Annotated in this window: 16 protein-coding genes and 2 pseudogenes; 9 read left to right on the top strand and 9 right to left on the bottom strand. The window is 69.3% G+C overall.

The genetic code is table 11. The features are described 5' to 3' along the window. Positions 1–5 precede the first annotated feature (5 nt). Positions 6–305, bottom strand: coding sequence for a zinc-ribbon domain-containing protein (locus tag ABD357_RS39245; RefSeq protein ID WP_344396178.1), 300 nt, complete (start codon positions 303–305; stop codon positions 6–8). Positions 306–366: 61 nt separating this feature from the next. On the opposite strand from ABD357_RS39245, the gene ABD357_RS39240 reads away from it, so the two are divergent. The 3 genes from ABD357_RS39240 (at position 367) to ABD357_RS39230 (ending at position 3394) form a co-directional block, all read left to right on the top strand. Next, positions 367–1356, top strand: coding sequence for a small ribosomal subunit Rsm22 family protein (locus tag ABD357_RS39240; protein WP_344396176.1), 990 nt, complete (start codon positions 367–369; stop codon positions 1354–1356). A 466-nt stretch (positions 1357–1822) separates the two neighbouring features. Continuing rightward, positions 1823–2446 (top strand): TetR/AcrR family transcriptional regulator, encoded by a 624-nt coding sequence (locus tag ABD357_RS39235; protein WP_344396175.1) that lies wholly within the window; start codon positions 1823–1825, stop codon positions 2444–2446. A gap of 213 nt (positions 2447–2659) precedes the next feature. Next, a complete protein-coding gene (locus ABD357_RS39230; RefSeq protein WP_344396174.1) occupies positions 2660–3394 on the top strand; it encodes a bifunctional DNA primase/polymerase in 735 nt (244 codons plus the stop codon). Between the two features lie 175 nt (positions 3395–3569). On the opposite strand, the gene ABD357_RS39225 is transcribed toward ABD357_RS39230, so the two are convergent. The 5 genes and pseudogenes from ABD357_RS39225 to ABD357_RS39205 all read right to left on the bottom strand — a co-directional run. Then, the gene (locus ABD357_RS39225; RefSeq protein ID WP_344396173.1) at positions 3570–4565 is read right to left on the bottom strand and encodes an SCO2278 family lipoprotein; all 996 of its coding nucleotides are present in this window, start codon (positions 4563–4565) and stop codon (positions 3570–3572) included. Positions 4566–4666: 101 nt separating this feature from the next. Then, positions 4667–5524, bottom strand: a complete 858-nt coding sequence (gene efeU, locus ABD357_RS39220; RefSeq protein WP_344396172.1) for an iron uptake transporter permease EfeU — start codon at positions 5522–5524, stop codon at positions 4667–4669. A gap of 3 nt (positions 5525–5527) precedes the next feature. Next, positions 5528–6874: an iron uptake transporter deferrochelatase/peroxidase subunit gene (efeB, locus tag ABD357_RS39215; RefSeq protein ID WP_344396171.1), complete on the bottom strand. Its 1347-nt coding sequence runs from the start codon at positions 6872–6874 to the stop codon at positions 5528–5530. A gap of 14 nt (positions 6875–6888) precedes the next feature. After that, a complete protein-coding gene (gene efeO, locus ABD357_RS39210) occupies positions 6889–8043 on the bottom strand; it encodes an iron uptake system protein EfeO (RefSeq protein WP_344396170.1) in 1155 nt (384 codons plus the stop codon). A 188-nt stretch (positions 8044–8231) separates the two neighbouring features. Beyond that, positions 8232–8321: pseudogene (locus tag ABD357_RS39205) on the bottom strand (hemin ABC transporter ATP-binding protein); the annotation flags it as partial. 8 nt (positions 8322–8329) lie between these two features. Between ABD357_RS39205 and ABD357_RS39200 the strand changes: the two are divergent. The 3 genes and pseudogenes from ABD357_RS39200 to ABD357_RS39190 all read left to right on the top strand — a co-directional run. Further along, positions 8330–8374, top strand: a pseudogene (locus ABD357_RS39200) (hypothetical protein); the annotation flags it as partial. Between the two features lie 51 nt (positions 8375–8425). After that, on the top strand, positions 8426–8701 hold the full coding sequence (locus tag ABD357_RS39195; protein ID WP_344396168.1) for a hypothetical protein: 276 nt from the start codon (positions 8426–8428) through the stop codon (positions 8699–8701). Between the two features lie 37 nt (positions 8702–8738). Continuing rightward, positions 8739–9383, top strand: a complete 645-nt coding sequence (locus tag ABD357_RS39190; protein ID WP_344396167.1) for a PhzF family phenazine biosynthesis protein — start codon at positions 8739–8741, stop codon at positions 9381–9383. A gap of 147 nt (positions 9384–9530) precedes the next feature. On the opposite strand, the gene ABD357_RS39185 is transcribed toward ABD357_RS39190, so the two are convergent. Next, positions 9531–10190 (bottom strand): biliverdin-producing heme oxygenase, encoded by a 660-nt coding sequence (locus ABD357_RS39185; protein WP_344396272.1) that lies wholly within the window; start codon positions 10188–10190, stop codon positions 9531–9533. A gap of 209 nt (positions 10191–10399) precedes the next feature. Continuing rightward, positions 10400–11257, bottom strand: a complete 858-nt coding sequence (gene map / locus ABD357_RS39180; protein ID WP_344396166.1) for a type I methionyl aminopeptidase — start codon at positions 11255–11257, stop codon at positions 10400–10402. Between the two features lie 61 nt (positions 11258–11318). On the opposite strand from map, the gene ABD357_RS39175 reads away from it, so the two are divergent. Beyond that, positions 11319–11549: a hypothetical protein gene (locus tag ABD357_RS39175; RefSeq protein WP_344396165.1), complete on the top strand. Its 231-nt coding sequence runs from the start codon at positions 11319–11321 to the stop codon at positions 11547–11549. Here the strand turns inward: ABD357_RS39175 and ABD357_RS39170 are convergent, their stop codons facing one another. Continuing rightward, the gene (locus ABD357_RS39170; protein ID WP_344396164.1) at positions 11550–12359 is read right to left on the bottom strand and encodes a maleylpyruvate isomerase N-terminal domain-containing protein; all 810 of its coding nucleotides are present in this window, start codon (positions 12357–12359) and stop codon (positions 11550–11552) included. It lies immediately after the preceding gene. Positions 12360–12568: 209 nt separating this feature from the next. Between ABD357_RS39170 and ABD357_RS39165 the strand changes: the two genes are divergently transcribed. After that, positions 12569–13597, top strand: a complete 1029-nt coding sequence (locus ABD357_RS39165) for an ATP-binding cassette domain-containing protein (protein WP_344396162.1) — start codon at positions 12569–12571, stop codon at positions 13595–13597. After that, positions 13594–14427 (top strand): ABC transporter permease, encoded by an 834-nt coding sequence (locus ABD357_RS39160; protein ID WP_344396161.1) that lies wholly within the window; start codon positions 13594–13596, stop codon positions 14425–14427. The genes ABD357_RS39165 and ABD357_RS39160 overlap by 4 nt, the downstream gene beginning before the upstream one ends.

Here is a 14427-nt window from a genome sequence, read left to right as displayed (position 1 = left end):
TGCTCTCAGGACTGGTACGGCTGCTGCTGTTGCGGCTGCCCCTGTCCGTACGCCTGACCGCCAGGCCCGTTCGCGCCCTGTGCCTGCAGTTGCTCTGCCTGCTCCTTGGTGATGCGCTGCTCCGCTCCGCAGAAGGTGCACTGCGTCATGTACTTCGTCGAGAACGGGAACAGCGGCACGAAGAACAGCGTGAACTTCGTGACGCGCTTCTTGAGGGTGTGTGCCGCGGGGTTGCCGCAACTGCCGCACATGAACGTCAGTATCGCGAGCTGGTAGAGGTATCCCTTGGTGCCAAAGATGATCATGCCTCGGTCCTTCCCGGACTGCTCTCGGTCGTCGTGATGGCCTCAACCCTAGAATCACCGTGTGAACGTCCCACTGTCCCCTGATGACTCCCTGCGCACCGCCCTGGCCGGGCTGGTCGACGGATTGCCGCCGAAGGTGGCCGCGCAGGCGGTCGAGCGGCTGATCACGAACTATCGGGGACGGACGCCGACGGACGCACCGGTGTTGCGGGATCGTTCGGATGTTGTCGCGTATGCGGCGTACCGGATGCCGGCGACGTACCAGGCGGTGTGCTCGGCGCTGGAGGCCTTCGCGGAGGCGGTGCCCGGATGGGTGCCCGCAGGTCATGTGGACATCGGGGGCGGGACCGGGGCGGCGACCTGGGCCGTCAACGCCACCTGGGCCGGGGAGCGGGCGGTCACCGTGCTCGACTGGGCCGAGCCCGCGCTGGCGCTCGGGCGCGAAATCGCCGCCGCCAACCCGGAGTTGAAGGCCGTCGAGTGGCTGCGCTCTCGTATTGGAGCGTCGCTCACAATCGAGAGCACTGATCTCGTAACCGTCTCGTACGTCCTCGGCGAGCTGACCGAGGACGACCGTGCCGCCGTCGTCGACGCCGCGGCGTCCTCCGGCCGGGCCGTCGTGGTCGTCGAGCCCGGCACCCCTGACGGCTACGCCCGCGTCATCGAAGCCCGCGACCGCCTGATCCGCGCCGGCTTCCACATCGCGGCCCCCTGCCCCCACAGCGCGACCTGCCCCATCGTCCGTGGCGAGGACTGGTGCCACTTCCCCGCCCGGGTCAGCCGTTCCTCCCTGCACCGCCAGGTCAAGGGCGGCTCCCTGCCATACGAGGACGAGAAGTTCAGCTACGTCGCCGCTGCTCGCTTTCCGGTGACGCCGGCCCCCGCCCGCGTGGTCCGGCGGCCGCAGATCCGCAAGGGGCAGGTACTCCTTGACCTGTGCGAGACCGAGGAGCACCTGCGGCGCGAGACGGTGACAAAGCGCCATGGTCCGCTCTACCGGGCGGCTCGCAACGCGGACTGGGGCGACCGATGGCCCCCCTCGGAGGCGTAGTGCCGACTCGCGGCATGGTTTTTCGCCCCCGCCGCCCCTACCCGTCCCATACCGAGGCCAGCCCCGAACCCCGCCAAGGGCTCCGCCCCTGGACCCCGCTGGGGCTGCGCCCCAGACCCCCATCGGCCTGAACGGCCTCGTCCTCAAACTCCCCCAGCTACCGCTGGGAGGTGCCCCCAGACGGGCTGATTGATGCCGGCCTGCGCTGACAAGGTTCGGCCGCGCAGAGGGAGCCCGTCCGGCGGAAATTCAGCCCGTCCGGCGTTTGAGGACCGGGGGTCCGGGGGCTGGCCCCCGAATGGGGTCCGGGGCGTAGCCCCGAAGGGGGGCTGGGGGCGCAGCCCCCAGCGGGGTCCAGGGGCGGAGCCCCTTGGTATGGGACGGGTAAGGGCGGCGGGGGCGGATCCCGGCGCCGGAGGCGTCCATGGCGAGACGTCCCGTCTTGCCGCCCTGCTAAGTTCGACGCATGGCCAAGAAGCCCGCCCCCAACTCCACCCGCCGCAGCGAGAGATCCCGCCGCGCCATCTACGATGCCGCCCTCGCCCTCGTCGGTGAGGTCGGTTACGCCAAGACCACCATCGAGGGCATCGCCGCCCGTGCCGGAGTCGGCAAGCAGACGATCTACCGCTGGTGGCCGTCGAAGGCCGACGTACTCCTCGAAGCCTTTCTCGATCTGAGCGAGCAGGCCTCCGAGCCGGCCGTGAAGGAAGGACAGGAGCCCTTCGAGTTTCCGGACACCGGTGACCTCGGGGCCGACCTCAAGTTCGTGCTGCGCGCCACGGTCGACGAACTGCTCGACCCCCGGTTCGAGGTGCCGAGCCGCGCGCTGGCCGCCGAGGGTGTCGTGAACGAACAGCTCGGCGCCGTGTTCGTGACCAAGCTCCTCGAACCCTCGCTCCAGCTCTACGTCCAGCGTCTGCGCTCCGCCCAGGACAAGGGAGAGGTGCGCCACGAAATCGACCCGCGCATCGCCCTGGAGCTCTTCGTCTCGCCCCTCGCCCAGCGCTGGCTCCAGCGCACGGGTCCGATCTCGTACGAGTACGTCGACACACTCGTCGACTACGCCCTCCACGGCCTCGCCCCGCGCTGACCCGCAATTGTGACCAGGGCGACACCTGAGGCACGTAGAACAGGTGGCCAAATCCCCTCAAAGTGCGCGATAGCACCTGATCCCTGTGTCGCGTACGCATCGCCCCACCCACCCCAGGACGGGAGCTTCGGCACCCCGTGCCGCCGGATCGTGGGACCATGAGGCATGCTGTCCGCAACACGCTGTCCGCACAACAGCGAGGCGAGGGGATAGATGAGCGCAGAGTTCGGTCGCCGTTCAGGCGGGCAGGGCAGGATCTCCCAATGGCTGCGCGGCCGCCGACGTCCCTTGATGGCCGAAGCCGCCGACGACACCAGCCGTGAGGAACTGCTCCTCGCCGCCGCCGGAGCCGGGCTGCCGCTCGCGCCCGCCGCCCACCCCTCCGGCTACCGGTGCTCCTGCGACCGCGTCGGCTGTCCCACTCCCGCCCGGCATCCCGTTTCGTTCGCCTGGCAGACCCAGTCCACGACCGACCGCGCGCAGATCGAGCGGTGGGCCCGGCATCAGCCGCAGGCCAACTTCATCACTGCGACGGGCATGGTTCACGACGTACTCGACGTGCCCCTCGAAGCCGGCCGCGAGGCCCTGGAGCGGCTGCTCGCCTCCGGCATCGAGGTCGGGCCCGTCGCCGAGTCCGGCGGTGACCGGATGCTCTTCTTCACGGCGACTCGTGGTACGCCCGAGGACGAGGACGAGTGGTGGCCCTGCGAGCTGGACTGTCATCCCGAGACGATGGATGAGCATCCTGGCCTGAGGTGGCACTGTCGTGGGTCGTACGTGTTGGTGCCGCCCGCGCAGCTTCCCGGTGAACTGGCGGTCACCTGGCTTCGCGGCCCCGAGCATCCGCTTCCGGACCCGCTGACTCTGCTCGAGATCCTGACGGACGAATGCGCGCGGTTCGCTGGCGCTGAGCCTGAGCAGTTGGCGGCGTGGCCCCTGCGGGGCTGACGCCGACCGCTCCGCGCGGGGCTTGTGAATTGTCTGCGGGTCGGTTGTGGCTGGTCGCTCCCCCACTCTCGGCTGCGCTCGAGCGGGGGGACCCCCATCGCGGCGGAGCCGCATAATGTCACGGCCCCGCGCCCCTGAAGGGGCGCTGCCCGCATCCCCCGCTTCCAAGGCGGCCTTACTCGCCCTTCGCCCCCGTAAGCCCCTGAATCCTCGCCAAGAACTCCACCTTCTGGTCTGCCGCGCCCGGTCCCGGGTCCAGTACCGCCTGGTTCGACACCGACTCCAGCGTGATCGACTGTTTGGCCTCGCCTGTCATCAGGGCCTTCACGTTCGCGTCGGAGACGTTCAGTGGGACGCCTTGGGCCGCCGTCTGCTTCTCGTAGTGGCGGGTGGTGAAGAAGACCACGGCGCTGCCGTCCGTGGTGCGCAGGCCCAGGGGGGCGTAGTCGCCGGAGGTCAGCGGCTCGTCCAGGTACTGACGGACCAGGCCCGGTTTCTCCGCGTTCTTCTGGCGGGCGTCCCGCCATGCGGAGGTGTGCGTGCCCGGAGCGAAGGCGGCGCCGCCCTCCTGCAGATATGTCGCGTACGTCTCGGCCAGGTCCTGCGGCGGTACGGCCAGGTCCCCGGCGTTCGCGGTGACCGGCTCGGCCCAGCCGTCCTTGTCCTTCTTGAACTCCGGTACGTCGTCGGCGGCGAGGATCGTCAGATACGACACCTCCCACACCTCGTCCGCGCCACCCCGGGTGAAGACCAGCAGCCAACGGGTGTTGTCGGAGCCCTTGTTGGCCTGCGAGTCGGCGACGAACCAGCGCGGCCAGCCCGCCTTCTTCGGGATGGTGAACTCGGTGTCGGTCAGCTTCAGCGGTGCGTAGTCGGGATTGCCGCCCGGCTGGTTCTTCGCGCCCGCCCTGAGCTTGGCGCCGTCGATGTCGGCGAGCGGGCCGGTGACCCGGTCGGCGTCCAGGGCCTGGTCGTTGGCCGCGTTGGCCTCGTTGTAGGCGGCCGTGAAGTCCTTGAGGGCACGTGCGGCCTCGGTCTTCGTGGCCCCCGGGAGGATCTCCCGCTCCCCGTGCACCACCATGCACCCGCTCGCCGTCACCGACAGCACGGTGACCGCTGCCGCCGACGTGCTCAACCGGCCCCACCTGCGAAGTGTCTGCGGCGTCTTCATCGGTTCGTCTTCACCTTCCCCTTCCCGGAGGCGAACCCTATCGGGGCCGGGAAACGCGCCGCACAGGGGATCACGAACGAGGGCGCACCTCAGGCCGCCTCTCAGGCCTCCTCGACCTTTTCGCGAACCGGGGCAGGCGTCTTCGCCGTCCCGCCGCCGAGCCGCATAGGCGACAGGAAGAGGGCGAGCGTCGGCACCAAGTACAGCGCCCACACGATGACTTGGAGCACGGTCGGGTCCGGCTGGAAGTTGAAGATGCCCTTGAGGAGGGTGCCGTACCAGCTGTCCGGCGGGATGGTGGTGCTGATGTCGAAGGCCTTGTTCGTCAGGCCGGGCAGGAAGTCGGCCTCCTGCAGATCGTGGAAGCCGTACGCGAGAACGCCGGCTGCCACGATCACCAGCATGCCGCCGGTCCAGGTGAAGAACTTGGAGAGGTTGATCCGCAGGGCCCCGCGGTAGAAGAGATAGCCGAGTGCGACCGCGGTCACGATGCCCAACAGGACGCCGATCAGGGGCTCTTGGCTGCCGTCGCCCGAGGCGCGCACGGACGCCCAGACGAACAGGGCCGTCTCCAGGCCCTCCCGGCCGACCGCCAGGAACGCGGTGGCGACCAGCGCGCCCGTACCCATCTGCAGCGCCGCGTCCAGCTTCCCGTGCAACTCGGCCTTCAGGTGACGGGCCGTACGCCGCATCCAGAAGACCATCCACGTCACCAGGCCCACCGCGAAGATCGACAGCGAACCGCCGAGCGCCTCCTGTGCCTTGAACGTCAGCTCCTGGGAGCCGAATTCGAGAGCGAAGCCGAAGCCGAGGGAGAGGCCGACGGCGACGCCGATGCCGATCCAGACGGGCTTCAGCGCGTCCCGCCGGTCCGTCTTCACCAGGTAGGCGACGAGGATGCAGACGACGAGACTGGCTTCGAGGCCCTCGCGCAGGCCGATCAGATAGTTGCTGAACACGGTCTACGCCTCCTCGGTGAACAGCGCCCGGCCCCACCAGTCGCCCTTGTCCCGGACGCCCGGCGGGATCGCGAAGATCGCCGAACCCACGTGCTGGATGTACTCGTTGAGCGGGTCGATCGCCAGGCTGCGCTGCACCGGGATGAAACCCTTGCGCACGTCACGCTGGTACGCGAGGAAGAACAGCCCCGCGTCCAGGCGGCCGAGCCCGTCCGTGCCGTCGGTGAAGGAGTAGCCGCGGCGCAGGAGCGTCGCCCCGTTGTTGGAGTCCGGGTGTGCGAGCCGGACGTGCGCGTCGGGCTTCATGGCCTTCAGGAACGGCTCGTCGCGCTCCTTCGCCTTGCCCACCGGAGCACCCTCGCCCTTGTCGCGGCCGAAGATGTCCTCCTGCTCCTGGAGTGAAGTACGGTCCCAGGTCTCGATGTTCATGCGGATGCGCCGTGCCACGAGGTACGAGCCGCCGGTCATCCAGGACGGTCCCTCCGAGTCCACCCACACGAACTTCTTGAGCCGGTCCGTCTCCGTACCCGCGATATTGCGGGTGCCGTCCTTGAATCCCATGAGGTTGCGGGGCGTCTGTTCCTCCGGAGTCGTCGACGAGGTCTTGCCGAACCCCAGCTGGGACCAGCGGACGACGACCTTGCCGAAGCCGATCCGGGCGAGGTTGCGGACCGCGTGCACGGCGACCTGCGGATCATCCGCGCAGGCCTGGATGCACAGGTCGCCGCCGCTGCGGTTCTTGTCGAGGTTGTCGCCCGCGAACTTCGGCAGGTCCACGAGGGCTTCGGGTCGCCGGCCCTCAAGCCCGAACTTCTCGAACAGCGAAGGCCCGAAGCCGATCGTCAGCGTCAGCCGCGACGGCTTGAGGCCCAGCGCCTCACCGGTGTCGTCCGGCGGCGCCTCGGCCAGACCGCCGTACGCGCCCTCGCCGACCGTGTGCCCGGCCGTCATCCGGCGCGCCGCGGCCGTCCAGTCCTTCAGCAGCTGGACGAACTCGGCCCGGTCCTCGGTCTTCACTTCGAAGGCGGCGAAGTGCAGCCGGTCCTGCACCGGTGTGGCGATGCCCGCCTGGTGCGCGCCGTGGAAGGCGACCGCGGCCCCCGTCCCGGCGGCGGTCGGCTCGGCGTCGTCGCCCGTACGGGCCATCGCCACCGCACCGCCGGCCGCGGCGGCCCCGAGCGCGAGCCCGGCGCCACCCCAGCCGATCAGTGAACGCCGAGAGGGAGTACGGGAGTTGGAGCGCTGTGTCGCATCGGTCCCGTCGGTCGCGTCGTTGCCGTCGGGCTGACCGCTCTCGGCGGTCTGGCCCGCGACTTCTGTGGCTTCCGTGCTGTTCGTGGAGTCCGTCATGGCGGCAGGCCCTCTTACTTGACGACGGCGGCGGCGAGCTTGGACAGCGGCTCGGCGAGCGCGTTCACCGCGTCCGAGAGCTCCTTGCGGTCGGCCTTGCCGACCTTGTCGTACGAGGTGAACTCGTAGGAGTCCTTGTCCGCGCGGTACTTGTCGAGCAGCGTGTTCAGCGCCGCGAACTGTGTGTCGAGCTCCTTGGCCAGCGCCGCGTCGTTCTCCGAGGCGACCGGCTTCAGCAGCTCGTACGACTTCTCGGCGCCCTCGACGTTCGCCTTGAAGTCGACCAGGTCGGTGTGCGAGTAGCGCTCCTCCTCGCCGGTGACCTTGCCGGTGGCGACCTCGTCGAGGAGTTCCTTGGCGCCGTTGCCCATCGAGGTCGGGGTGATCTCGGCCCTGCCGACCCGCTTCTGCCAGTCCGTCAGATCCGTGATCAGCTGGTCGGCGAGCTCGGAGTCGCGGTCGGTGAGCTTCTTGTCCTGCCACAGCGAGCGCTCCAGGCGGTGCCAGCCGGTCCAGTCCTTCTCCAGGTCCTGGCCCTCTTCCAGACCGTCCTCGCGCAGGTCGACCTTCGGGTCGATGTCACCGAAGGACTCGGCGACCGGCTCGGTGCGCTCCCAGCCGATGCGTGAGTCGGCGTACGCCTTCTTCGCGGCCTCGATGTCGCCGGCCTTGACCGCCTCGGCGAAGACCTTCGCCTTGGGCAGCGTCTCGTCGGCCTGCTGCTGGGCGTAGGCGCGGTAGTCGGCGACGGCCTTGTCCAGGCGCGGGTCACGCTTGGCGGCCTTGCCGCCGCCCGTGGCCGTGACGTCCTGGCGTATGCCCTTGCCCTTCATGCCAGGCTTGCAGGCGATCCGGTAGTCGCCCGCCTTCACCTCGGCGGTGACCTTCTGACTGGTGCCGGGACCGATGTTCTCGCGCTCGGTGACGATCCGGTCGTCCGGGAAGAGCAGATAGACCTCGGTGACCTTGGAGCCCTTGTTCTCCACGTCGATCTCGACGTGCCCCGCCGGGAACTCCTTTGTGGACACCTCGCACTTGGTGTCGGTGGCCGTCACCGCGATGGCGCCGTCGCCGCCCGCGGCGTCGCTCTTCTCGGTGCAGCCGGTGACGGCGGTCAGCGCCGCTGCGGTGGCGGCGGCAGTGACGACGGAGAGGCGGACGGCTCGCATACGGGCTCCAAGGAACTCAAGGGAAGTACACCGAGGAGCCGGAGGCTCCAAGTGAGGCTGCCCTAACTTATCTGAGGCTTACCTCAGTGCCGCCTGCCCGTAAAGTGATTCGGCTCTCATGAATGGCGTACGAAAACGGCCAGATCACGGTGGCTCAATCCGCACCCCACGAATCGGTCAATGGGCGGTCAAGAACCCCGCCGGGGAGTAATGAGCACCTCCCCGCTGCGCGGATGCGGGAAAACCTCGACGGGCTGCCGGTAGACGTCCGACAGCAGCCGTCACGCTGCCGGACGTCACCGCCAAGCTCACCGCGGCGGGAGCGGACGCTTTCGGCGGCTTCTACCAGGCCGGCGCCGAACTCGACCCGGTGGACCTCTCGGTGGCCCTTTCGGCCGACGCCGAGCTTCCGTCGGGCGACCCGAGCGCTTCCGCCACCCCGACCTCCGGCTCCGGCTCGGGCACGACCGGCGGCACGGGGGCGGGCACGACCGGCTCCACCACAGGCGGCACCACCGGCGGGGCAACGGGCGGCCTGGCCGCCACCGGCTCCTCCATCCCGGCCGGCGCCCTCGGCGCGGTGGCCGCCGTGACGGTCGCGGCGGGTGCGGGTGTGGTCTTCGCGGTACGCCGGCGGAGGGCGGGGGAGCAGGGCTGATCCGTAGCCGGCCGCGGGGTGGTGTTTGAATGCCCGCGTGACTGATTACGACGTGCTGCGTGTGTTCTGCGGGCCAGGCGGAGGACACGGGAACGCCCTGGCGGTCGTGCGCGACGGCACCCTGATGCCGGAACGCGACGACCGCCAGGCCTTCGCGGCCCAACTCGGCTTCAGCGAGACGGTGTTCGTCGATGACCCCGAGCGCGGGATCATCGACATCTACACGCCCAGCGCGCGACTGCCCTTCGCCGGCTACCCCTGCGTCGGCACGGCCTGGCTCCTCGACGTGCCCGAACTCGTCACTCCGGCGGGCGTGGTGGGCACCCGCCTCGACGGCGAGTTCAGCTGGATCGAGGCCCGCCCGGAGTGGCCGGAGCCGCGCACACTGCGCCGGTACGGGTCGGCCGCCGAGGTCGACGCGCTGGAGGTGCCCCCGCCAGGGGACTGGCTCTACGCCTGGGCCTGGCAGGACGAGGCAGCGGGCCGTGTCCGCGCCCGCGGCTTCCCGGGCCGCGGCGACGGCATAGAGGAGGACGAGGCAACAGGCGCGGCGGCCCTCCAACTGACAGCCCAACTGGGCCGCGCCCTGAACATCACCCAGGGCGCGGGTTCACAACTCCTGACGGCACCACAGCCGGAGGGATGGGTGGAGGTGGGCGGCAGGGTGACCTTGGAACGCTGAGCTGCGGCCGCGCCCCTTCAGGGGCGCGGGGCTGTGACATTTGCGGCTCCGCCGCGATGGGGGTCCCCCCGCTCGAGCGCAGCCGAGAGTGGGGGAGCGACCGGCCACAACGAACCCGCACTTTCAAAGCGCGCCCCCAGCGGAGCGTCATGCGCTTGCGAGGAACTCCGCACTCAGCGCCCGCAGAACCGCAATGTTCAGCCTGAACGCCCCCTTGCACTCCCCGATGATCCGCTGCTTCTCCAGATCATCGGCGAGGATCCCGTCCAGCAGCTCGCGATAACTCCGCTTGAACGCGGCCGGGTTGCTGATGTCCTCGAACACATAGAACCGCACCCCGTCCCCCTTGCGCGCGAACCCCCACGTCGTCTCCGCCCTGCTCCGGAGGACCTGCCCACCGGAGAGGTCGCCGAGGTAGCGGGTGTAGTGATGCGCGACGTACCCACCCGGCCACGTACGCGCGCACTCCTTGATGCGGGCCGTGTACTCCTCCGTGGCGGGCAGTGCGGTGATGCTCTCGCGCCATCCCGCGCCCCGCAGATGCGCGAGGTCCCGCTCCAGGGCGGCCTGTCGCACCAGCTCGGGCCGGATGAACGGCCCCGCCACCGGGTCGTCGGCCAGCTCGCGCCCGCTCTCCTCGATCGCCCGGTAGACGAACCACAGCTGCTCCGTGTACCGCGTGTACGCATCCACGCCCAGTCTGCCGCCCAGCAGGTCACTCATGAACGTCGAGTCGTGCGCCTCCCCGTGCAGCTCGTGCGACGCCGCGCGGATGAGCGTCGAGAACGGTGTACTCGACGAGTTCATGTGGACCTCCGAGGCCGAAGGGGAGACGAGAGCCGGGCTCATTTTCTATGGTTAGGCTTACCTAAGTCAATGGATTTCCCGACGCGCTGTCGGTAAAACCCTACCCCGAATCACCATCACTCCCACATGCCAGACCCACATGAAAAAGCCGCCCGCTCCCGGGGGGAGGGAGCGGGCGGCTCTGGCGTCGTGACGAGGCTGGGCAACGGCTAGGGCAGCGTAAGGACCTCGGCCCCGCTGTCGGTGACGACCAGCGTGTGCTCGAACTGAGCCGTCCGCTTGCGGTCCTTCGTCACGACCGTCCACCCGTCGTCCCACATGTCGTACTCGTACGAGCCCAGTGTGAGCATCGGCTCGATGGTGAAGGTCATCCCGGGCTGGATGACGGTGGTCGCGTTCGGGTTGTCGTAGTGCGGAATGATCAGCCCGGAGTGGAACGACGAGTTGATCCCGTGCCCCGTGAAGTCCCGTACGACCCCGTAGCCGAACCTCTTCGCATACGACTCGATGACCCGCCCGATGACGTTGATCTGCCGGCCGGGCTTGACGGCCTTGATGGCGCGGTTCAGGGACTCACGGGTGCGCTCGACGAGCAGCCGGGACTCCTCGTCCACCTCGCCCACGAGGTACGTGGCGTTGTTGTCGCCGTGCACCCCGCCGACGTACGCCGTCACATCGAGGTTGATGATGTCGCCGTCCCGCAGCACCGTGGAGTCCGGAATGCCGTGGCAGATGACCTCGTTGACCGAGGTGCACAAGGACTTGGGGAAACCGCGGTAACCGAGCGTGGACGGATAGGCCCCGTGGTCGCACATGTACTCGTGGGCGACCCGGTCCAGCTCGTCCGTCGTCACCCCCGGCGCGATCTTCTTCGCGGCCTCGGCCAGCGCCCGCGCGGCGATCCGCCCGGCGATCCGCATGGCCTCGACCGTCTCGGGGGTCTGCACTTCCGGACCCTTGTACGGCGTGGGCGCGGGCTTGCCCACGTACTCCGGACGCCTGATGTTTCCCGGAACGGAACGGGTGGGGGAGAGCTCCCCTGGTACGAGCAGCGACTGGCCAGACATGCCAGCGAGTCTAACCAGCCGCCGCTGGGGGACGATGACCCTGGCGAAAGGAGCCCCAGCCATGGCCCTGTTCAAGAAGCGCACGGTCGGCAAACCGGGTGAGTGGTACTACTGCCTGGAGCACAAGAAGGTCGAAGAGGGCCCCGAGTGCCCCGGCAAGGACCGCTTCGGCCCGTACGCGACCCGAGCCGAGGCCTCCCACGCGATGGAACGCGCTCGCGAGCGCAACGTGGAATGGGAAGCGGACCCTCGCTGGAAGGACGGCGCTCCGCGCGGCGGGGAGGACGACTGATCACCTGCGCAGCCAGTCGCCCGCTGCCCGCAGCCAGGTGCTGAGCAGAGCCTCGTCGCCCAGGACTTCGATGCCCTGGGCGGGGGCCGGGGAGCGGCGCTGGTAGAGGAGGAGCAGAAGGTCCGTGAGCGGGCCGCGCACTGCGGTGGTCGACTTCTTGTGGGCGTGGCTCCAGGTGAAGGGGAGCCCGGTGAGGTCGATCAGCCACTCCCCGGCCCCCTCGGGGGCGTCCGTTGCATGGAAGTGGAGGGTCCTGCCGCCGGGGCCGAGCAGCACCCTTTGCTCGGCCGCCGATGCGTAGGCCTGCGGCAGGGTGCTGAACTCCATCCACTCGTCGAGGCCGTCGAGCGCGACGTCCGCATCGAGGGTGTACGTCGCGCCGACCGCGGCCGTCGCGTCGAAGCGGTGGATCACGGTTTCGTACGTCATGCGGCGTGCCCAGAAGAGCGGGGTGCCGCCTGGCGCCACGGTCCACACCGCGACGTCCGGGCCCGCCTCGCGCAGGGTCTCCGCGAGGCGGGCGGCTCCGTCCGTGAGCCAGTCGGACAGCGTGCCGACGTCTTCGTCCCCGTCCGGCGTGACGAGGTTGACCTGCTCGTCCGAGACGGGTCCGGTGGCCCGGGTCCGCACGACCGTCTCGGCCCACCGGTGCGTGCCGCCGACGTGACGGAGCAAGTGGGCGAGGGTCCAGCCGGGACAGCCGGGCACGGGTGCGGTGGGCTCCGCCCCGTTGACGGTCGCTGTCAACTGGGCGGTCTGGTCGACGATTCGGGCGGCGTAACCGTCGAGGAGAGGGCCAGGACTCGTCATCCCGTCACGTTAACGGGTTGCCTCCGGCGGTTGGGGTCGTTGTGGGGTGCGGGTGTTCCGTGGCTGGTCGCGCCCCGCGACAAGCCACAACGTACCCGCAGTCGAGATACGCACCTCAACCCACCTCCCCCGTAGTCGACAAACCGCCGACAGCCCCTTGTAGGCGGGCTGTCGGCGGTTTGTCAGTGGGCGCTGGCACCGTTGGCGGCATGACGCGAATCGACAACGACCCCAACACCCGCGCACGGAGTGCGGTCACCGTTAGGGGACTGGTCAAGCACTACGGCGAGACCAAGGCACTGGACGGCGTGGACCTGGACGTACGCGAGGGCTCGGTGATGGGCGTGCTCGGGCCGAACGGAGCGGGCAAGACCACCCTCGTACGGATCCTGTCCACTCTGATCCAGCCCGACGCCGGCCAGGCGACCGTCGCAGGCTACGACGTCGTACGACAGCCCCGCCAGCTGCGCCGGGTGATAGGCCTCACCGGCCAGTACGCCTCCGTCGACGAGAAGCTCCCCGGCTGGGAGAACCTCTACATGATCGGCCGCCTGCTCGACCTGCCCCGCAAGGAGGCAAGGGCCCGCGCGGACGAGCTGCTGGAGCGCTTCTCGCTCACCGAGGCGGCGAAGCGCCCGGTGAACACGTACTCCGGCGGGATGCGGCGACGCCTGGACCTGGCCGCGTCGATGACGGGGCAGCCGACCGTGCTGTATCTCGACGAACCGACCACCGGCCTCGACCCCCGCACCCGTAACGAGGTGTGGACGGAGGTCAAGCGCATGGTCGGCGACGGCGTGACCGTGCTGCTCACCACCCAGTACATGGAGGAGGCCGAGCAGCTCGCCTCCGAGCTGACCGTCGTGGACCGCGGCAAGGTCATCGCGAACGGCGCCATCGACGAGCTGAAGGCGAAGGTCGGCGGCCGGTCCCTGCGCATCCGCCCGGCCGACCCGATCGAGCTGCGCCCGCTCGCCGGCGCGCTCGACGAGCTGGGCATCACCGGGCTCGCCACCACGACGGTGGACAGCGCGAACGGCACCCTCCTCGTGCCGATTCTCAGTGACGAGCAGCTCACCGCCGTGGTCGGCGCGGTCACCGCACGCGGTATCACGATCGCCTCGATCACCACCGAACTGCCCAGCCTGGACGAGGTGTTCCTGTCCCTCACCGGCCACCGCGCGAGCGCCCCGCAGGACGCCGTGCCCACCGACGCCCGCGAAGAGGTCTCCGTATGAGTGCCACCACCATCATCACCACCGACGCCGTAAAGGACGTAAAGGGCGATGCGCGGATCGGTCCGCGCGCCCACCTGCGGCACACCGGCGCCCTGATCCGGCGCAATCTGCTGTGGATCCGTCAGGACCCGGAGTCGATGTTCGACGCCATCCTGATGCCGATCGTCTTCACGCTGCTGTTCGTGTACGTCTTCGGCGGCTCGATCGGGCAGGCTCTCGGCGGCGGTCAGGACGACTACGTGCAGTACGTCGTGCCCGGAATGATGGCCATGATGGGCATGAGCATGGCCATGTCGGTCGGGACCGGCTTCAACACTGACTTCAACTCCGGTGTCATGGACCGCTTCCGGTCCCTGCCGATCGGACGTGGCTCGGTGCTCTTCGCCAAGATCGCGGTGGAGCTGCTGCGAATGCTGCTGGCCACCACGATCATGCTGATCGTCGGCGTTCTGGTCGGCTTCGACATCACCAACTGGGGCGGGCTGCTCGCGGCCGTGGCGCTGGCCGCGCTGTTCGGCTCGGCACTGATGTGGGTGTTCCTCACCCTCGGCGTGGTGCTGAAGAGCGCGCAGTCCGTGCAGGGGCTGGGCTTCCTGGTGCTGATGCCGCTCCAGTTCGGCTCGTCGATCTTCGCCCCGACCGACTCGATGCCGGGCTGGCTGCAGTCCTTCACCGACGTCAACCCGCTGTCCTCGCTCGCGGATGCCGCGCGCGGGCTGATGGTGGGCGGTCCGGTCACGCACGACCTGTGGGTGACGGTCGCCTGGTCGGTGGGGCTCACGGCGGTCATGGCACCGATCGCCATCCACAAGTTCCGTACGAAGACCTGA

This window comes from Streptomyces vastus (assembly GCF_039532825.1).
In the GTDB taxonomy this organism is placed as follows: Bacteria; Actinomycetota; Actinomycetes; order Streptomycetales; family Streptomycetaceae; genus Streptomyces; species Streptomyces vastus.
Note: the sequence above shows the minus strand (reverse complement) of the source record. Positions and strands in the feature narration are given on the sequence as shown.